Genomic DNA, 19556 nt, shown 5'->3' with positions numbered 1-19556 from the left:
ATGTCGGCTCGGGCCCGCCGCCGACGGCGCGGAGTGGCCTCGATGTGCCGCCCGAGGACCGAATGGTGCGCGAAGCCTGGAGCCCACTGGGCGGTGTGGCTCACCGAGGCCGCGGCCGTCCGTCCAGCACGGTCTCAGGTGTCCGGTGAGGTGGTTGGCGCGGTCAGGGACTGTTCTGTCCAGATTGTCTTGCCGCTCAGTCCGTAGCGGCTGCCCCAGCGGGCACTGAGCTGGGCGATGAGAAACAGGCCCCGTCCCCCTTCGTCGGTGGTCCGAGCCCGGCGCAGACGCGGTTGGGTGTTGCTCGGATCGGTGACCTCGCACACGAGTACATGGTCGCGGATGAGCCTCAGCCCGACGGGGCCTCCGGCATGGCGGATCGCATTGGTGACGAGTTCGCTGACGATCAGTTCGGTGGTGAAGGCGAGTTGCTCCAGTCCCCAGACGGTCAACTGTCGGGTGGCGGCCTTGCGGGCGTTGCTGACCACGGCCGGATCCGCGGCGAATTCCCAGGTCGCGGTGTGCTCCGGCGGGATCGCACGGGTACGGACGAGTAGCAGGGCCACGTCGTCGGAAGGTGGAGCCTCGCCGAGGTCGGCCATAAGTGCGCGGCCGATGTCGATCAGATCGCCGTGGTTCCGGCAGAGCTCGGAGAGGCGGTACGCGAGGTGATGAGTGGTTGCTTCAAGATCCTGGTCGTCGCGTGTGATCAAACCGTCCGTGTAGAGAGCCAGCACACTGCCGGGAGGAAGATCGATCGTGGTGGTTTCGAACGGCATGCCGCCGACGCCGAGAGGTGGGCCGGGAGAGATGCCGATCGCTCGGGCGGGGCCGTGGGGCTGCACCACCACCGGTGGACAGTGGCCGGCGCTGGCCAGGGAGCAGCGGCGAGTGACCGGGTCGTAGACGGTGTAGAGACAGGTGGCGCCCACGGCGTCCCGTTGCGCGGGAGGTACCTCGTCGGCCAGCTGCTGCATGAGGTCGTCAAGGTGGGTGACCAGTTCGGTGGGGTCGAGTTCCAGATCCGCGAGCGTGTGGACGGCGGTGCGCAGACGGCCCATGGTGGCGGTCGCGGCCAGGCCGTGGCCGAACACGTCGCCCACCACCAAGGCGACCCGTAGCGAGGGCAGAGGAAGCACGTCGTACCAGTCGCCGCTGATCTCCGCGCCGCCACCGGCGGGCCGGTAGAAGCCCGCTGTCTCCGCGGTCGCGGTGTCCGAGGTGGCCCTGGGCAGAAGACGCTGCTGGAGAGCGACGGCCGCGCGGTGCTCGCGAGTGTAGCGCCGGGCGTTGTCCAGGCTCAGCGCCGCCCGGGAGGCGATCTCAGCCAGAAGATCCGCGTCCTCGGGCTCGAAGGGATCGGGCTGCTCGGTGCGCCAGACCCCGACCAGGCCGAGCAGTGCTCTGCGGGCGATCAGCGGAGCCGCCACGACCGAATGCAGCCCCTCCGGGTAGGCCAGAGGGTGGCCAAACCTCTTGTCCGCGGTGAGCACGGTCGCCCGGTCGGCGGCGAGAAAGGTCTGGCCTTTCTGGAATTGCCGCAGTTCGGGTGAGTCCTCCCACGGGGGCATCGCCTCACCCGGCTGGAGCATGCTGTCGGGCCAGGGCCCGACAGCGGAGGCCACGGCCGCCCGGCGCATGTGCATCTGTCCACCGCCGAGGAGCTTTGTTGCCTCCTCTCCCTCGAGTACGGCCTCAGCGATATCGACCCACGCCATGTCGCCGAGGCCGGGCACGAGTACGTCCACCAGGTCTTGCGCGGTACGTGTGACATCCAGGGAGCCGCCGATCCGGAGGGCTGCCGCCTGTCTGAGGTCCAGGCGCGCTCGGGCCCGCTGGGGCTCCGTCGCGTTTGTGAAGACGACGGCGACACCTGTCGGGTGGCCCAGCGCGTCCTCAAGCCGAAAGGCAGTCAGCGGCACGGACGATGTGCGTCCGGATATGTAGGGCGGGCGGAGCAACTGCTCTCGGTTCAGTACCGGTTCACCCGTCCGCAGGACCTGGCGCAGTGCTTCCTCAGCGTCTCGGGCGTACTCGGCGGCGAGGTCCTCGTGCGGTCGGCCACCCGCGGTCCGAAAAGGACCCCCCGGGTTGTCCGAGGCGAGGTTGGTCCGTACGACCGAGAGATCCGTGTCGTGTATTCGGACGCTTATCTGGTCCTGGGCGAGCAGCGAGTGCAGAAAGGACGCGCCCTGTTCCCAGTGGGTCACATCCCGGGCGGGCGCTGCCACGAGCAACACATCGGTGCAGTCCTCCAGCGGCAGTGTGTGGAAACTGACCTCGACGGTCCCGCCCGAGCGGTGCCGCAGGACCACCCGGCCCCGCTCAGGGACACCTGACTCGCAGCGCGTCACGTGCCGGTCCTGTTCGACGGCGAGGAGCCGTCCGACCGGTTGACCGCAGATCTCGGCGGAAGTGTGGCCCAGTAGTTCCTTGGCCCCGCGGGACCATCGCAGCACGATGCCGTCGCTGTCGATCAGCGCGGTCGCCATGGCGCCGAGCGAAAAGCTCTCGTCGGGGTCGCCGGAGGCATTCATCGCTGCTCCTCGACTGTGATGGAGCGTTCAAGAACGCGTCCATTATCGCAAGATATGTGTAACTTAGGTCGCTCTCGATAAGGCGAGGCAGTGGGCGCGGGCGATGAAACCACCGAAATGATCTTCCAATGGGGTCCCGGGGTTTCGGGTGGGGTGTGGCGTACCGTCTCCGACCGGCCGATGACTGGCGCGACGACGTCGCCCGGCGTCGGTGGCATCGGCCCGGCCGGCCCTCCGCAGGCTCGCTGTCGCGTTGCCGTGCCCGGTTCCCGAGATCGCTCCGAGAGCGCGAGGTCCGCCCATTCGGTGCGGGATGCGTAGACGCCGTCCTGCGGCTCCACGGCGTGGGGTCGTCCGTGGTTACGAGTGTCTCCACCGGAAGGCGGCGCATCCTCGCGAACAGTCGTTGACACCTTCGTAAAATACCTCCTAGAATTTTACAGTAGCGTAAATGACGCAACGCGGATATCGGAGTCGACGCCGCACCGTGGCCCGCCATGGTGTGAGAGGTGTGACACGGCCACATGGCGATACACCGGGCAGGTCGGCTGATCCGGAAGGAGCATGAAGTGGGCCGGACAAGCGACGTCGTTGTCGTGGGATCTGGAGGGGCAGCGCTTTCGGCGGCTCTGGCGGCGGCTCTGGAGGGCGCGTCAGTGACTGTTCTCGAGCGCAGCTCCAAGATCGGCGGTACCACCGCCGTCTCCGGGGGCGGGATGTGGCTTCCCGGTCACAACCTCGACCCACAGCTGGAAGACGATGCGTCACGCGCACGTACGTATCTGGCCCGCCTGACCGAAGGCCTGATCGATGAGACGGTCCTCGACCGGTTCATCGAGGAAGCAGGATCGATACCCTCACGTTTCGCGGCCGCAACACCGTTGACCTTCAGTTGCGAAGTGGGAAGACCTGACTACCACGCGGAGTTCGAGGGTGGGGTGGAGTCCAGCCGCACCGTGTTCCCGGATGTGTACGACGCCAACCGGCTCGGGTGCATGGCTTCGGTGCTGCGACGCCCACTGTGGCCTGGGGGAGTGCCACCGGTCAATGCGACCGAGGTCGCGGAGTCGCTGACGTCTGACGACCCGTCGAGCTGGATCAGGGCCGTCCAGGAACGTCTGGAGAAGGGGATCGTGGGGCGCGGCGCGGCGCTGATCGGTGGCCTGCTTGAGGGCTGCCTCGATCGCGGCGTGCGCGTGCTGACCGAGGTCCGCGTCGTCGACCTCTGCTTCGAGGCGGGCCGCGCGGTCGGCGTCTTCGGCGTTCTCCACGGGGAACGTGTGCGATTCGACGCCGACCGGGGTGTCGTTCTGGCGTCCGGCGGCTTCGAATGGGACCGGGCGCTGTGGGACGCGCTCGTCGGTGAACCGTGGGAAGGCCCGTCGAGCCCTCCGTTCAACGAGGGCGATGCCCTCAGGATGTCCGCCCGTGCCGGCGCGCGGCTCGCCCGACTCGACAAGGTGTGGGGCGTCCCCGAGCGATACCTCGGGGAGCAGTACGAGGGCGAGCGGCTCATGCGGATCGGCTACTTCGGTTCGGCGGCTGGCGAGATCCTGGTGAACCGTACGGGGCGGCGTTTCGTCAACGAGGGCCTCAATTACCACGACATCCACGGCCCGATGATGCAGTTCGACCCGACGACGTACGAGCGTCCGAACCACCCGTGCTTCGCCATCACCGATGCACGACGCCTTGATGCGCTTCGGGCAGTGGACACCGCTCGGATCGATGACATCCATGATGACGGCGACCTGATCGTCGTCGCGGACACCCTCGCTGAGCTGGCCGGGAAACTGGGCATCGACCCTGCGGGCCTCCAAGCACAGGTCTCGGAGTGGAACGACGGCGTGGAGCGCGGCGTCGATGCGGCCTTCGGGCGACAGACGATGTCCTGGGACCGCTACATGACTCAAACGGCACCTGTGCCGCTGGCCCCGATCAGTCAGCCGCCGTTCGTCGGTTACCGCGTTCGCGCAGGTGTGTTCGGGACGCTCGGCGGGCCGGTCATCGACGCGAACGCCCAGATCGTCTCCATGGACGGCGCTCCCATCGGTGGCCTCTATGGCGCGGGCAACGCCGTCTCGTCGATCTTCGCCAACTCCTACCCGGGCGGCGGCGGAACGTTGGGTCCGGCGGTCACCATGGGTTTCGTCGCGGGCGGTTCGGCGGCGAGGGCGGCATCGCGCACCACGTCCTGATCCCCACTGATCCAAATGACAACGGCCGGACAGCAACCGTAGGGAGTACGTGTTATGGCAACTATCAGGCGCATCGTGACAGGGCAGGCGGAGGACGGTACCGGCCGCTTCGCGACGAGGCAGCACGTCGAGCCGATGCAAGCAGGCGCGCTTCTGTACAACATCTGGGGATGGGACGCGGCACCGACTCTCCCCTGCTCCTCATCGGCGCAGTACAACCCGACGAGCGTTTTCCCCGCGACTGGGGGCGTTCGTGTGAACGTCGCGGAGTTCCCGCCAGGCATGGGCGTCGACCAGCAGGAGGACGGTCGCACCACCGCAGCGCGCGAGCGACTGGTCACGGGTGAGCCCGGCGAAATGATGGACGTCGACCCCGGCATGCACGCGACGGACACCGCGGACATCTGTTTCGTCATCAGCGGGGAAGTGTGCCTCGCCCTCGATGGCGGCGACGAGGAGGTGCTGCGGCCAGGGGACGTGGTCGTGCAGATGGGTACGGTGCACGCCTGGCGTAACCGTTCTGCCGAGCCCTGTGTCGTCGGCTTCGCCGTCTTCGGTGCGGAACGCGACGCAGGTGCCTGACATGCCTGCCAGTGCCGCCGCAGACCCGCGATCCTGCGGGGCACGTCGATCCTTGGGTGCGGGGCATGACCCCACTCCCTGCACCCTCGTGAAGCAGCGGGCGCGAGGAAGCGTGCTCGCACTCGCGGTTAGGATTGCCTGCCACAGGGGGCGCCGGCCTACGGGAGGCGTCAGCTGCTTCGGCATGCGAGGCGCAGAGAGGTCCCCCGACGGCCGGAGAAGGAGTTGCAGTTGACCGCGTCAGAGGCGGACCACGTCGAGCGAAAGCGGAACCGTGCCGGCCAAGCTCGCAAGGCTCAGCTGCTGGAGCTGGCCCTGACGAAATTCAGCAAAGAAGGCTATCAAGAAACCAGCCTTCAAGACCTCGCGACCAGTCTCGGGATCACGCGCCCGCTCTTCTATTACTACTTCGGTTCGAAGGAAGAGCTCCTCCAGGCGCTGATCGGTCACCTCGGCGACGCGATGCTCGAGCGCAATCGGCCGATCTTAAACTCGGGTGCACCGCCAATGGCGCGCCTGGGAGCCGCCCTTCGCATTCACGCGAACCTTCTGTTCGACAACTCTGACGCCTTCCGCGTCTATTTCGCGGAACGCGACCGTGCCAGTACGGCGGTTCCCTCCGGCGGCGCCGGAGAAGACGAGTATCTCGCGCTCCTGACCGAGACCGTGGCCGCCGGCCAGGCCGACCAGAGCATCCGCCAGGGCCCTCCGCGCATTCTCGCGCTGCTCGCGATCGGTCTTCTCAACTCCGCATTGCGCTGGTACTCGCCCGAGGGCAGGCTGAGCAAGGATGAGCTGACCGAGATCGCCGCAGAGATGGCGCTCGGCAGCCTTCGCCGGCCTCCGTCTTCCTCGTGACTCACGCCGTCGCGGTTCGGATGGCGCCGTTGTGGCGGGCGGTGGTGATCCCGGAGGACCGTCGGGGCGGGCCGCGCAGCCCCGGATCGGCCGGCTGCGGGTCCTGACAGAATTTGTCGATCATGTGACTGGTCATGGGGGAACGTCAGTCGCGGCCGTGGATCGTGTCGGATGAACTGTGGTCGCTGATCGAGCCGTTGCTGCCCGAGCCGGAGCCGAAGCCGGTGGAGGGACGGCACCGGGTGCCGGACCGGCAGGCGCCGTGCGGGATCCTGTCCGTGCTGCATACGGGCATCCAGTGGGAGTACCTGGCGCAGGATCTGGGCTTCGGTTCGGGGATGACGTGCTGGCGTCGACTGGCCGCGTGGAACGAGGCCGGCGTGTGGGAGCAACTGCACCTGGTGCTGCTGACGAAGCTGCGGTCGGCGAGGAAGCTGGACTGGTCGCGGGCGGTGATCGATTCCTCGCATGTGCGGGCGGCTCGGCCGGGGCCCAAAAGCGGCCCCAGCCTGGTCGACCGCGCACGGCCGGGCAGTAAGCACCACGTCCTCACCGACGCCCAGGGCGTTCTCCTCGCCGTGTCGCTGACCGGCGGCAGCCGCAACGACGTCCCCCAGTTGCTGCCGCTGCTGGACAAGGTCCCCGCCGCGGCTGGCGTGGTCGGCCGGCCAAGGCGACGGCCGGCCAAGGTGTTCGCGGACCGCGGCTACGACCCCGACAAGTACCGGCGGCTGCTGCGGGAGCGCGGGATCCGCCCCGTCATCGCCGAACGGGACCAGCCTCACGGCTCTGCGGCCTGGGCGTTTTCCGGTACGTCGTGGAGAAGACGATCGCCTTGCTGCACGGCTTCCGTCGCCTGTGCATCCGCTGGGAACGACCGACGACATCCATGAGGCCTTCCTCGGCCTCGCCACCTGCCTGATCGCCTACCCCCACCACCAACGCCTTTGTTAGATCTCCAAGTAGACCCGGTCGTCACTCTCGGTCGAGACCTCCGGCGTGGGCGGTCAGCGGACCGGTCGCCACTCAGACCTGGCGGTGCGCTGTGCTTGCGGACATGCTGTCGCCGTCAGCCATGCCGCAAGACCGCCGGTCGCGGCGGAGGCAGGCCGGCATGATGACCGCGATTCGACGGACGGGGGCAGCCTTCGCGACCGCGACTCGGTCTTCTTGAGGCGGACGCGGATCAACCGGGTGAATACGGAGACGGTGGCTGTAGAAGGCGCTGACTTCGGTGACGGTGACCTTGGTGCCCCGGCGGATTTCAGGTCCTTGCAGACATGAGCCCGATCCCGCCCGGGGCACTCCCATTACGACAGGGGCATCAGGTCTCGTGTCGGGCACGAAGGGGACGGTGATCGGTATCGGGGGTCTCCCAGCTCATTTCGGGCAGTCCCTTCTCGCATCCACGCCCTTCTCCCGGAGCGCCACCAGCGGCGTCGCCTGGCCCGCGACTTGTCCGACGGCCGGAGTTCACAGCCTCCTGCCTCCGTTCCTGGCCTGCGCGCTCGGACGAACCGGCGCCGTTCCCTACGGGCGAACTCGTCCCGTCCTGCGCGGGCGGGACAACAGCAGATCCCCGGTCGCCCTGGATGGTCGATTTCAGGGTGAAGGGACTCATTCCGTCCAGGACTTCGAGTGAGGTCAAACCTTGCGTCCGTGGTATTGACAGCGCTCGACGAGACCTTTACGGTGACGTAAATCCTTACACAGTCGTAAAATTCTTGTTGCTCAGACAGCACGGATCGACAAGTCGACAGGAGACATGTCATGAAAATTGCCTACCGTGCCTCTGCGGCAGAACGTTGGCAGGCCTGGTCATGACCGCGCCGAAGGTTGTCATCGTGGGCGCCGGCCACGCCGGAACGACGCTTGCCGGGCTGCTTCGGCAATGGCGGCACAGCGGAGAGATCGTACTGATCAGCCGTGAGCGTGGGCTTCCCTATCAGCGACCTCCGCTGTCGAAGAAGCTGACCCAGCCGGACTTCGAGTTGCCCCTGCGGCCCGCTCAATTCTTCGACGAGCAGGACATCTCGCTGCACACCGGTCAGGACGTGCTCTCAATCGACCGCGTACGCAGGGTCGTCCGGATGTCCGGGCTGAGGGAGATCGACTACGACATCCTGGTGCTTGCCACCGGCGCGCGAGCCCGTCGGCTCACGATTCCCGGCGGAGACCTCGACGGCGTACACCGACTCAGGACCCTGTCCGAGGCCCAGAACCTTCAGCGGCAGTTGCGTGAGTCGGGGAGCCTGGCGATCGTAGGAGGTGGCTTCATCGGTCTGGAGGCCGCTGCCGCGGTGCGGGCGGGCGGTGCGCAGGTGACCGTCATCGAACGCGAGGAGAGGTTGCTCGCCAGGGTCGCGAGCGAGCCCCTCGCGGCGGGCCTCGCTTCATACCACGAGCGGCTGGGCACGACGCTCATCACGCGGGCCGGCGTCGCCGCCATCACGGAGCGCGACGGTCGCGCCACGGGTGTGCAGCTCAACGACGGGCGAGTCGTCGCATGCGATCTCGTACTTGCCGGAGTCGGGGCCGTGCCGAGGGACGAGATCGCCGTGGAGGCGGGTCTCCACTGTGAAGACGGGATCGTGGTCGACGACTCCGCGCAAACCAGTGATCCGTCGATCCTGGCCATCGGCGACGTCACGCGACGACCACTACCCACGGTGAGCGGAACGCGCCGACTCGAAAGCATTCCGAGTGCGATCGAACAGGCGCGGCAGGCCTGTGCGGTGATCCTCGGCAACGAACCTCCCGTGCCGGAGGTGCCGTGGTTCTGGTCGGACCAGCACGAGTTGAAGCTCAAGATCGCAGGGCTGGTCGACCCTGCGGGCACCCCCATTGTCAGAAGGCACGCATCGCAGGAGAGCTTCTCGGTCCTGCATCACGATGGGACGTCCTTGACTGCCGTCGAGTCCGTCAACGCTCCAGCGGAATTCGCGGCGGCAAGAAAGCTGATCGCGACTCGTCTCCCCGTCGATCCAGCGCAACTAGCCAACCCTGATGTGCCGCTGCACCCCGCGGAACCCAAGTGAGAAGGAAATGGGCAATGCCGATCGTGACCTATGTGCTTCGGGATGGAAGCACTCGCATCCTGGAAGTCGCCAACGGTTCGAGCGTCATGGAAGGAGCGGTGGGCAACAACGTACCCGGCATCGACGCGGATTGTGGTGGCAGCGCCTCCTGCGGGACCTGCCATGTCTATGTGGATGAATCCTGTCGAGGCCTCTTCGACGCGCCACTCCCCGAGGAATCCGACCTGCTTCAGTGCTCGGATGCGATGCAATCCAACTCGAGGCTGTCATGCCAGCTCTTCCTGTCGGATGAGTGCACTGAGGTACGTGTTGTCATTCCCGGCATGGGCTGACGACAGGTCAGCGTTCACCGATCATTCCCCATTGTAGAGGAAAGGTGGTTCGGAAATGGCAACGGTCAATTCGCTGGGAAACGATCCTGGACCCATCTCAGCTGTCCTGGGTCAGGATCCTCAGGCACTCCAGTGCCCCTTCGGGCACTACGCGGAGCAGCGGAGAACTGCTCCTGTCGCCCACGATGCCGAGCACGATGTCTATGTGGTTACGCGGCACGACGACATCGTCTCGGTGCTGAAGCGGCCCGATCTGTTCTCCAACCGGAACCCGATGGGCCCGTCTGTCGAGAAGGCGTTCGGGGTGGTCCAGTCAGCCCTTGAGGGTGCGAGCCCGGACTTCATCGAGCGTGTCCGCGTCGCGATGAGCCATGGCGACGTCCTCTTCACTCAGGATCCGCCTGTCCATGGCCGGCACAGGCGTGTGCTCGGCAAGTCCATCACGCCGTCCTCCGTGGCACGACTCGAGCCGGTCATCCGGCGACTGTGCAACGACCTTGTCGACGCGTTCATCGCGGACGGTGAGGCGGATCTCGTGCCGGCGTTCATCGCGCCCTTCCCGATCCAGGTGCTGTCCACCATGCTCGGCGTCCCGGTTGAGATGCACCGTGACTTCGCCAGGTGGGCGCATGCCATCAACTCGCACGTCGGTGCCGACGTCAGGCGTGCGGAGCTGATGGCCACCCTGGAAGACCAGGTCGAATTCTGGGCGTATTTCGAGCAGGCGCTGGCCGATCGCAAGGAGAGCCCTCGGGACGACCTGCTGACGGCGGTGGTCCAGGCGCGCAACGAAGGCGAAGAACCGCTGACCCTCAACGAGATGGTCGGATTCTGTGCGCAGCTGGTCGCAGCGGGGGCTGATACGACGACCAAGCTGATCAGCTCGTTCGCCCTCATGCTCCTGAGGGACCCAGAGCTGATGAGACTCCTCCGCGCTGATCAGGCCCTACTGCCGGACGCCATAGAAGAGGCCTTGCGCCTGGAGTCGCCGATCCAAGGGCTCTTCCGTATCGCCACATCCGACACAGAGCTGCACGGGGTCAAGATTCCCGCCGGGGCCTATGTGTGGCTCGTCTATGGGGCGGCGAACCGAGATGACGAGGTCTTCACCAACCCCGATCAGTTCGACTCGACTCGACCGGAGCTGAGATCTCATCTGGCCCTGGGCAAGGGCATTCATGCCTGCCTGGGCGCACCACTGGCCAGAGTGGAGGCGCGGATCGCCTTCGAGGTCATTTTCAGTCGTTTTGAGGAAATTCGGCTCGCCGACCAGGATTTCGAGCCGGCTTATGACGCGGGATACATCACGCGGGGTATCGAGAGCCTTCCCGTGGTCTTCACCGCCAAGGACTGAACCAACCAGTAATAAGGAGAGAGTTCATGCCCGCATACCTGTTGGCCGGGGTCCGCATGCGTGATCCCGAAGTTTACCAGCAGTACATCGCCAAGGCTGCTCCGACATTCGAAGGCTTCGATGTCAAGATCCTCGCGCTGTGCAACAACCCCAGCGTGCTCGAGGGTGAGGATGCGCCGGGGCGGTTCATCCTGCTCGAATTCCCCGATCGTGACACGGCGTTGAACTGGTACAGGAACGACGTGTACCAGAAGGAGGCGATCCCCATTCGGCAGGCGAGTGCGGACACGCCGTTCCTGGTGGTCATCGATCACGACGCGCCAGTCTGAGGCCGAGGCCATGCGAAAGGGTGAAAGAGTGAACGAGTTCCGAGTATCCGACCGTTCCGCCATCGTGACCGGCGCCGCTTCGGGGATCGGGCGCGAGGTCGCGCTGCTCCTGGCAGGTTCCGGGTGTGCCGTTGTCGTCGTCGACTACGACGAAGCGGGCGCCAAGGCCGTTGCTGAGGAGGTGTCCCAGGCGGGAGGAGCCGTGCTTCCGGTCGTCGGAGACGTTCGTGACCGGGACACGGTGGAGCGGGCCATCGTTGAGGCAGGTCGGCTGGCGCCCCTGCGCGTCGCCGTCAATAACGCGGGCGTCGGCACCGGCCTCGACCCGATCGACAAGGTGACGCCCGAAGAGTGGCGACGCATCATGTCGATCGACCTCGACGCCGTCAACACCTGCCTGCAGCTACAGCTTCCCGCGATCGCCGAGAACGGCGGCGGCGCCGTCGTGAACACCGCCTCCGCTCTGGGGCTCATTGCGAGGGCGGGACAATCGCCCTACATCACCGCGAAGCACGGAGTGATCGGGTTGACGAAGGCGGCCGCGCTTGACTACGCCCCACAGGGTGTGCGCGTGAATGCCGTCTGTCCTGGTGTGGTGGACACGCCGCTTGTGCCGCAGGACGACGCGATCCGTCAGCTCCTGATCGCGCAGCACCCCATCGGAAGGCTGGGCCACCCGGCCGAGATCGCGGCCATGATCGCCTTCCTCGCGTCCGACGCGGCATCTTTCGTGACGGGCGCCGCAATTCCAGTGGATGGAGGGATGACGACCGGCTGACCGGTCGTCAGGCCGAAGCAGCCGGTACCCTCGACGCGCATTCGAGTGTCCAGCCCCAGGGCGGCATGCCCGGCGAGAAACGGCGTATCGACTGCTCGCACATCGCCGATGCGGTGGTGTTCCCCGCAGTGGACAGCGCCGACCAGATGACCGGCCACCTGCTGGGCTCGGCCGGTCATCTGGGCAGGCCGTCAAAAGGGACGCACGATCTTCGCCCAGCCCACGCGGATACGGTCTGCGCCCGGCTCGACACCGTCGCCGACACGGTCGGAAAGTAGTCACCCAAGGTCAAAGACATGCCGCTGGAGGCGAAGGGCGACCTGACCGCCTTCGTCCATGAACCCGCTGGAGCGGATCAACCGCGAGGTCAGGCGTCGCACCGACGCCGTCCAAGTTCCCCGACGACGGCACTCCCGCGGCTGGTATCACCGACGTGCTCTTCGAACTGCACGACGAATGGATCGTCTTTACGCGCCGCTACCTGCCCAAGGGAAGCATGGATCAGCTCTGCCCCTCCGAGCGCCCCGAAACCGCCCCCGGGCTACCCAACACCACCGACACGACCGCCGGATGATCGGCTACACCACCGAAGGGGGAACAATCCGGTTCGTCCGGATACCTGTGCAAGGACGGCGGGATCCACGCCGACCGGCTGCGGGAGAAGGCCGGCGTTCGGGCAACGGCCGGTGTCGGCCGCACGCCGCCCAGGGCGGCGCCGATGCCCGTCGTCCCCGTCCCAGGACAGGAAGGATCGGCCGCAACTCCGAGCTGTGGACTTCATCGAGGGCCGTCTGCACCTACGGTGGAGTCCGGAGCGGATCTGCCAGGCTCCGCTACATGGTCCACAAGAAGGTCTGTCGACCCCTCTGTATGCGGGACGCGGAGAGCTGCGCAGAGAGCTCGCGCAAGCCCCTGCGTACCGGCCGCACCCGGCGCAAACCTCGTAGCCGGGCACAGCGGCGTCGGCCGCGGTTCTCCACCCCCATGGTCATGATCAGCGACCGGCCCGTCGAGGTTGAAGCCCGGACCGTGCCTGGCCCCTGGAAGGCGACCTCATCATGGGCAAGGACGGGAAGTCGGCCATCGGCACCGTGGTCGAGCGCGCCCCACCCGTTCGTGCTGTTCCTGCACCTGCCCGGTGACCACGGAGCCGAGAGGTCCGCGACGCACTGGTTCACTACGGTCCAGGCCCTGTCACCCCGTCTCGTGAACTCACCGAGACCGTTCGGGACGGCATCGGCCGGGCGATCGTTGCAGGCATCGTTCCAGTCTCGGCCGAGGCCGCCCCGCCATCGACTGTCTCAAACGTTCGCGTGCACACGAGGACGACATTCGGGGTGATCGCCCCGTCGGACTGCTCGACCACCTGCCCGGCCTCCCACCTTGGGGAACGTGCCCCGCCAGGGAGACCTGCGTCCCTTTCGTGATGAATTACGTAATGTGGGGCGTATGAAGGAACGGCTCAAACTGCTCAGCGCCCTGGATGAGGGAGCGGCCGAGAACGAAGTCTTCCGGCTCGCCCTCCTACACGTGGTGTCGGAGCTCGGAGCCCTGGGCGGAATGGTTCACCTCAGTGGCCCCATGTCCGCACTGCGTCTGGTGTCGGCCAGTGGGCTGCCCCCGATCCTCATGCAGGCTTGGGAGATCATCGGCCCGGAAGGGACTGCCGCCCCGGCCCGCGCGGTGCGCCAAGGAAGCCCTGCGTGGGCACCCACCACCCCCCTCCAGTCTTCCGCGAACGGGTCCTCGGCGAACGCCTGGCCCGATACCGGCATGGCCGCCGTGCCTGTCTTCGCGGGGGAGCGGACCGTCGGAGTTCTCACCGTCCTGACAGGACACGGCGGCGAGCCGACCGGCGAGCAGTGGGGCTTCCTGCAGGCCGTGGTTGCTTGGGTCGAGGAGCGGATGGGCCTGGCACCGCCGGCCGCCCGACCGCTCCAGGGGCACTGGGGGAGCGCCAAGGTCCGGGAGGCCCTGAAGGAGGTCCAGATCGGCTCGTGGGACTGGAATATCCAGACCGGCGAGATGCACTGGGACGAGGCCATTCTGGCTCTGTACGAAATGGAACCGTCCCAGTTCGTTCCCCGGATCGAGACCTTCTTGATGGCCATCCACCCCGATGACGTGGCATCCACGCTGGCCGCAGCCGAGAAGTCGATCAACGATCGGACGCTGTACGACGCCGAGTTCCGGATCCGCCTGCCGGACGGCACGTTCCGCTGGGTCCACTCCCGCGCCAAGGTGGTCCTCGACGACGAGGGTGAACCTCTCCGGATGATCGGCGGCGCCTGGGGGGTCGACGAGCCGTCTTTCGCCCGAAACGCGCTCGCCCGTGCTCTGCGGCACATGAGTGACAGCTTCCTGTCGGTGGACGACGACTGGCGGGTCGTCTTCGCCAACCTGGAGGCGGAGCGCGCCCTCGGCTCCTCCGAGGAAGAGCTGCTTGGCCGAGTTCTGTGGGAGCTGCCTCGCGTACGGCAGGTACGCGGCCTGGAGGAACGCTGTCGGAACGCCGCCGCCGCGTCCGTCCCGGTCGGCTTCGATATTCGCATCCCCAGCACCGGCCGCTCCTACCACCTGCGGCTGGTCCCGGTGCCGGACGGCACCATCTGCTATTTCACCGATGTCACCGAGCAGCGGAAACGCGACGCCGAGCGCAAGGCCGCCGAACAGGCTGCCGCCGAGCGGTCCGACCGTATTGCGGAGCTGACGACAGCTCTCGCCAAGGCGACGAGCTCACGGGACGTGGTGGACGCGGTCGCCCGGTGGGTGCTGCCGCCGTTCGGCGCCGTCGGCCTGGTCATGCAGACCATCGAGGGCGACCGGGCGTACAACGTCGGAGCCGTCGGATACCCCCAGGAGTTCCTGGACCGGCTGGAGGGCTCCCGCTTCCAGGAGGCCACACCGGTCTGGGACTCGCTGCTCTCAGGCGCGCCGGTGTTCATCTCCTCGGCGGAGGAGTACGCGGCCCGCTACCCGAGCGGGGGCGATCTGCCCCACAAGGCCGGCAAGCAGTCGTGGGCCTTCCTGCCGCTGACCGCCTCCGGTCGTCTGCTTGGTACCTGCGTGATCAGTTTCAACCATCCGCGCCGATTGACCGGCGAGGAACGCACCCTGTTGACCGCGATCAGCGGCCTGGTCGCGCAGGCCTTCGACCGGGCCCGACTGTACGACTCAGAGCACAGACGGGCCCAGGAACTTCAGCGCGGTCTGCTGCCCCGCGCTCTGCCCGCTCTGCCCGCCTGCACGGCCGCCGCGCGCTACCTGCCCGCCGGGCACGGCATGGAGGTCGGCGGCGACTGGTACGACGTCATTCCGCTGTCCGCCGACCAGGTCGCGCTGGTCGTCGGAGACGTGATGGGGCACGGACTGTCCGAGGCGGCCACCATGGGACGGCTACGCACGGCCGTGCATACCCTCGCAGACCTCGAACTACCCCCCGACGAAATCCTGAGCCGTCTCAACGAAATCGTCAGTGACCTGGGAGAAGACTCCTACGCCACCTGCCTGTACGCGATCTATGACCCCACCACCCGGATCTGCACCTTCGCCCGCGCCGGGCACCCGCCGCCGGCCGTGGTTCACCCGGACGGGAGCGTGTATCTCCCCGAGACGGTCCCCGATCCCCCGCTTGGCGTGGCCGAGCCCCCATTCGAGACGTCGCAGCTGCAGCTGCCCGAGGGCAGCCTTTTCGTGCTGTACACCGACGGCCTCATCGAGTCCTCCCAGCGTGACATCGACGACGGCCTGACTCTCCTCACCGAGCTCTTGAGCACCGCCCACAGCGGCGGCGTCGACAGGATCTGCGACACCCTCATCGCCGGCCTGCTACCCGCCGACCAGCAGGGCATCGACGACGACGCCACTCTGCTCGTCACCCGCGTCCGCACCCTGTCTGCCGACCAGATCGTCTCCTGGGCTCTCCCCGAGGACCCGCGGGCGGCGGGCGAAGCCCGAGCGCATGTGCGCGAGCAGCTGTCTGCGTGGAAGCTGGACGATCTGGCAATGAGCACCGAGCTGCTCGCGAGCGAGCTCGTCGGCAACGTCGTACGGCACGCCAAGGGCCCCATACAGCTCCGCCTGCTGCGGAGCGCCAACCTGATCTGCGAGGTCTCCGACGGCAGCCTGACCACCCCGCGGATCCGCCGGGCCTCGGAGACCGACGAGGGTGGGCGTGGGCTGCAGCTGGTCGCCGCGCTCTCCCAGCGTTGGGGCACCCGCTACACAGCGACGGGGAAAAGTATCTGGACCGAGCAGGCGCTGCCTGCCGTGCCCCCGTCACCTGATGCGCACAGCCTGGCGCGCTAGCCGCAGACGCGGCGCTGATCCCGTCAGCGGTTCTGTTGCGCTTCAGGACCGAGCTCGCTCGTTCCCGTGTCTTGGTCCAGTCCTCGAGCGCCGTCCTCATCCGTCGAATGAACAGGACACGCGCCGCTCACCTTCAGCGGTGCGCCGAAGGTCGGATACGTAGGTCTCGCCTCCGGGATTCGGAGCCGAGACCTACGTACTGCGAGAGCGGACTTCCGGCAGGACTCATGCCTGCACCATGGGTCCCTTCCCTCGTAGCGCAGAGACGGTGACGGCAGAGGAAGTCGGGAACCATGGCAGGGAAGCGACGAAGCTCGATGCCGAGTTCCGCGAGGGTGGCCGCACGAATCGTGACCGAGACCGGCAAGGCCGTCGCCGAGGTCGTGAAGGATCCAATTGTTGCCGGCCATGAGGTTGGTGTCGCTGCTCGTCGGTGTTGACCTTCGAGTTGGTTGAAGCTCGATGATGACGTGGTGCCGAATGATGAGCTGATGCCGATCGGGGCCTTCGCCCAACGCAGTGGTCTGACCTCCAGCGCGTTGCGGTTCTATGCCGACTCCGGGCTGCTGCTCCCTGCCGAAGTCGACCCGGTCTCGGGCTACCGCTACTACAGCGCCGACCAGGTGGCGCAGGCGACCGTGCTGCGTCAGCTCCGCGAGCTCACTATGCCCCTCGCTGCTGTCGAGGCGGTACTCGGTTCCGGGCCTGACGAGGCATCCCGGCTACTCGATGAGCATGTTGCAAAGGTGGTTGGGGATGCGGCGGCCGTGCAGCAGACGGCTGCAGTCATCAAGTCTGCGCTCGGCAACGAGCCAGGCCTTCCCATCGCAGTGATGAAGGGTCCCGTGCTGGCGGATGCGGTCGAGCAGGTCCTGACCGCGACCGCACATGACCCCGGGATGCCGGCACTCGCCGGCCTCCGCATCGAGGCACGTCAGGAAGCAGTCACCCTGACCGCGACCGACCGATACCGGCTTGCCACTCGAACCCTGGTGCCAGCTGAACCACCGAGGCAGACGTGGGCTGGCACGGTCAACGGCGACGAGCTGCGGGCCGCGGTCGCCGTCAGCCGCCGCAGTCCGCTGGTGCGGCTGGAAGCGGTATCGAACGGGATCTGGTTCCGCGTGGCCGACCGGGAGGACCGGCACTGCCGGCTGCTGCCCGAGGAGTTCCCCGACTACCGGCTGATGCTCGCGTCGCTGGGCGAGGTCACCACCCGCGCGACGGTCTCGAAGGATCTGCTCCTGCGAGCCCTGGAAGAACACCCCGGCGAGCGCATCGCGCTGCACGTTGCCGAGAACGGAGTGAACGTCGTGTCAGCGGACGACGAACACCCCAACGTCTCACTCTCGGCCACCGCGACGGGCCAGGCCCTCCAGATCTGGTTCGAGGTGACCACGCTCTATCCCGCAGTGAGCACCGCGATCGGCCCCGACGTAATGCTCGACCTACGGGGACACGACCAGCCCGTCACGATCCGCTCCGCCGACCGCGGCGATCTCACCACCCTGGCCATGCCCATCAAGCCCCACCACTCCGCCTGAGAAAACGACGAGGAACAGCCCATGACCACCGCACCCGTCAGCCCCGACCCGACCATGGAAGCCATCGGCCATGCCGTCGCCGAGGGACGAGCCGGTGACAGCGCCTCGGCCCGCCAGAAACTGATGGGCCTGTGGTCCGCGATCGGTGTCACCGGCGACCCGCTGTACCGCTGCTCCCTCGCTCACTACCTGGCAGATCTCTACCAAGATCCCGCCCAGGCCCTCGCCTGGGACATCCGGGCCCTGGACGCCGCCGACGCCGTGACCGCGCAGCGCGTCCAGGAGCACCACGCCGGCCTCCACATCGCCGGCTTCTACCCCTCCCTGCACCTCAACCTCGCCGACAACTACCGCCGACTCGGCTCCTTCGAAGCCGCCACCGAGCACATCAACGCGGCCAAAACGCACGCCCCCAGCCTTCCTCAGAATCCCTACGGTGACCTTCTTCGTGGCGCCATCCAAGAGGTCGCCGAGGCCATCGCCGGGCGCGACCGGTCACGGCGAGCCTCTGCGCCTGGTTCCGCTATGTGACGCACAAGAATGCACCCCTCACCGTGGAGGGACGGCGTCGTCTCGTCGAGCGGTGCCGCACGAGGCCCATCGCCCATGTCGCAGCCGAGATGGGGATCTGCTGGGCTTGATCCGCTTTGACGGACATCCGAGATCAGGGGTTCAGCCCCGGGAGGATGTCCATCATGGAGAGCATGGGGAAGAAGAAGCCTCGGCCTCGCCGTTCGTTCACGCCGGAGTTCAAGGCCGAGATCGTCGAGCTCGAAGGAGACCCGGTGACGGTCCACCCGTTCATCGGGGCGGAGAAGCGTGCAGGTCACAGCGTGAAGCGCGTGTGTGAACTGTTGCAGGTCTCCCGGACCGCCTTCTGTGCCCGCCGCACCGGAACGCCCGGTCCGCGGGCGGTCCGTGACACCGAGCTGACCCAACTGATCACGGCCGTGCACGAACGCTCCCGTGGCACCTACGGCGCCCCGCGCATGCATGCGGTACTCAAACGGGAGGGCTCCGGATGCGGCCGCCGCCGCGTCGCCCGGCTGATGCGGACCGCCGGCCTGCAGGGCCGACACCGCAGGCGGCGGCACCCGACAACGATCCCTGATCCACGCGCTGCCGTCAGGCCCGACCTCGTTGACCGGGACTTCCAGCCTGATGTCACGGCCTTGAACACCCGCTGGTGCGGTGACATCACCCATATCCCGACCGAGGAGGGCCGGCTCTGCCTGGCCACGGTCATCGACATCGCCTCCCGCCGGGTGGCCGGCTGGGCGACGGCCGATCATTTGCGGACCGAATGGTCGCCGACGCCCTGACGGACGCCTGCCGCCGGCGTCGCCCCGCCCTTGCGGTGATCTTCCACTCCGATCGCGGCTGTCAGTACACCAGCCAGCAATTCGCCACCCCGGCAAGGGAGTTCGGGGTCCGTCTGTCCGTCGGTCGGACCGGTCAGTGCTGGGACAACGCGCTCGCCGAATCGTTCTTCGCCACCATCAAGCGCGAGTTGCTCGGCACTGTCGCCTGGCCCAGCCGGGCCGCTGTCCGCACCGCGATCTTCGATTTCGTCGAAGGCTGGTACAACTTGCACCGTCTACACAGCAGCCTCGGCTATCGCAGTCCCGCCGCATACGAGACCGCACTCACAGCCTGACCACCACACCGATGGTCTCCGCCAAAGCGGAACAAGCTCAG

Annotated in this window: 17 protein-coding genes and 3 pseudogenes; 18 read left to right on the top strand and 2 right to left on the bottom strand. The window is 67.1% G+C overall.

Annotated elements, in window-relative coordinates; translation table 11 throughout:
* Positions 1-134: 134 nt before the first annotated feature.
* Positions 135-2537, bottom strand: coding sequence for an ATP-binding SpoIIE family protein phosphatase (locus tag L0P92_RS02945; protein ID WP_234760830.1), 2403 nt, complete (start codon positions 2535-2537; stop codon positions 135-137).
* A gap of 569 nt (positions 2538-3106) precedes the next feature.
* Between L0P92_RS02945 and L0P92_RS02940 the strand changes: the two genes are divergently transcribed.
* From L0P92_RS02940 to L0P92_RS02930, 3 genes are all read left to right on the top strand, one after another.
* On the top strand, positions 3107-4735 hold the full coding sequence (locus tag L0P92_RS02940) for an FAD-dependent oxidoreductase (RefSeq protein WP_234760829.1): 1629 nt from the start codon (positions 3107-3109) through the stop codon (positions 4733-4735).
* A 255-nt stretch (positions 4736-4990) separates the two neighbouring features.
* Positions 4991-5317 carry a cupin domain-containing protein gene (locus L0P92_RS45000; protein ID WP_234760828.1) on the top strand — a complete coding sequence of 109 codons (327 nt, stop codon included), beginning with the start codon at positions 4991-4993 and terminating at the stop codon, positions 5315-5317.
* A 231-nt stretch (positions 5318-5548) separates the two neighbouring features.
* The gene (locus L0P92_RS02930; protein ID WP_234760827.1) at positions 5549-6175 is read left to right on the top strand and encodes a TetR/AcrR family transcriptional regulator; all 627 of its coding nucleotides are present in this window, start codon (positions 5549-5551) and stop codon (positions 6173-6175) included.
* A 1-nt stretch (position 6176) separates the two neighbouring features.
* Here L0P92_RS02930 and L0P92_RS45155 read toward each other — a convergent pair whose 3' ends face one another.
* A complete protein-coding gene (locus tag L0P92_RS45155; RefSeq protein ID WP_273633985.1) occupies positions 6177-6311 on the bottom strand; it encodes a hypothetical protein in 135 nt (44 codons plus the stop codon).
* Between L0P92_RS45155 and L0P92_RS02925 the strand changes: the two are divergent.
* From L0P92_RS02925 to L0P92_RS02860, 15 genes and pseudogenes are all read left to right on the top strand, one after another.
* Positions 6310-7129, top strand: a pseudogene (locus tag L0P92_RS02925) (IS5 family transposase). The gene L0P92_RS45155 and the pseudogene L0P92_RS02925 overlap by 2 nt on opposite strands.
* An 866-nt stretch (positions 7130-7995) precedes the next feature.
* Positions 7996-9213: an NAD(P)/FAD-dependent oxidoreductase gene (locus L0P92_RS02920; protein WP_234760826.1), complete on the top strand. Its 1218-nt coding sequence runs from the start codon at positions 7996-7998 to the stop codon at positions 9211-9213.
* A gap of 14 nt (positions 9214-9227) precedes the next feature.
* Positions 9228-9545, top strand: a complete 318-nt coding sequence (locus tag L0P92_RS02915) for a 2Fe-2S iron-sulfur cluster-binding protein (RefSeq protein ID WP_234760825.1) — start codon at positions 9228-9230, stop codon at positions 9543-9545.
* Between the two features lie 55 nt (positions 9546-9600).
* Complete coding sequence (locus tag L0P92_RS02910) at positions 9601-10899, top strand: cytochrome P450 (RefSeq protein ID WP_234760824.1); 1299 nt, start codon at positions 9601-9603, stop codon at positions 10897-10899.
* A 26-nt stretch (positions 10900-10925) separates the two neighbouring features.
* Positions 10926-11228 carry a DUF1330 domain-containing protein gene (locus L0P92_RS02905; RefSeq protein ID WP_234760822.1) on the top strand — a complete coding sequence of 101 codons (303 nt, stop codon included), beginning with the start codon at positions 10926-10928 and terminating at the stop codon, positions 11226-11228.
* A gap of 28 nt (positions 11229-11256) precedes the next feature.
* A complete protein-coding gene (locus L0P92_RS02900; RefSeq protein WP_234760821.1) occupies positions 11257-12006 on the top strand; it encodes an SDR family NAD(P)-dependent oxidoreductase in 750 nt (249 codons plus the stop codon).
* A 65-nt stretch (positions 12007-12071) separates the two neighbouring features.
* Complete coding sequence (locus tag L0P92_RS02895; protein WP_234760820.1) at positions 12072-12284, top strand: hypothetical protein; 213 nt, start codon at positions 12072-12074, stop codon at positions 12282-12284.
* Between the two features lie 155 nt (positions 12285-12439).
* Complete coding sequence (locus L0P92_RS02890) at positions 12440-12580, top strand: hypothetical protein (protein ID WP_234760819.1); 141 nt, start codon at positions 12440-12442, stop codon at positions 12578-12580.
* A gap of 27 nt (positions 12581-12607) precedes the next feature.
* Positions 12608-13221 (top strand): annotated as a pseudogene (locus L0P92_RS45855) (transposase); the annotation flags it as partial.
* A 234-nt stretch (positions 13222-13455) separates the two neighbouring features.
* The gene (locus L0P92_RS02885) at positions 13456-16314 is read left to right on the top strand and encodes a SpoIIE family protein phosphatase (RefSeq protein WP_234760818.1); all 2859 of its coding nucleotides are present in this window, start codon (positions 13456-13458) and stop codon (positions 16312-16314) included.
* A gap of 473 nt (positions 16315-16787) precedes the next feature.
* Entirely contained in the window at positions 16788-17858 is a 1071-nt protein-coding gene (locus L0P92_RS02880) for a DNA polymerase III subunit beta family protein (protein WP_372497193.1), read from the top strand.
* Positions 17859-17879: 21 nt separating this feature from the next.
* Positions 17880-18389: a hypothetical protein gene (locus L0P92_RS02875; protein ID WP_234760817.1), complete on the top strand. Its 510-nt coding sequence runs from the start codon at positions 17880-17882 to the stop codon at positions 18387-18389.
* A pseudogene (locus L0P92_RS02870) lies at positions 18386-18487 on the top strand (IS481 family transposase); the annotation flags it as partial. The gene L0P92_RS02875 and the pseudogene L0P92_RS02870, both read left to right, overlap by 4 nt.
* 66 nt (positions 18488-18553) lie before the next feature.
* Complete coding sequence (locus L0P92_RS02865; protein WP_234760816.1) at positions 18554-19180, top strand: IS3 family transposase; 627 nt, start codon at positions 18554-18556, stop codon at positions 19178-19180.
* Positions 19162-19515 carry an integrase core domain-containing protein gene (locus L0P92_RS02860; RefSeq protein WP_234760815.1) on the top strand — a complete coding sequence of 118 codons (354 nt, stop codon included), beginning with the start codon at positions 19162-19164 and terminating at the stop codon, positions 19513-19515. The genes L0P92_RS02865 and L0P92_RS02860 overlap by 19 nt, the downstream gene beginning before the upstream one ends.
* Positions 19516-19556 lie beyond the last annotated feature (41 nt).

This window comes from Streptomyces muensis (assembly GCF_021474425.1).
Taxonomy (GTDB): Bacteria; Actinomycetota; Actinomycetes; order Streptomycetales; family Streptomycetaceae; genus Streptomyces; species Streptomyces muensis.
Note: the sequence above shows the minus strand (reverse complement) of the source record. Positions and strands in the feature narration are given on the sequence as shown.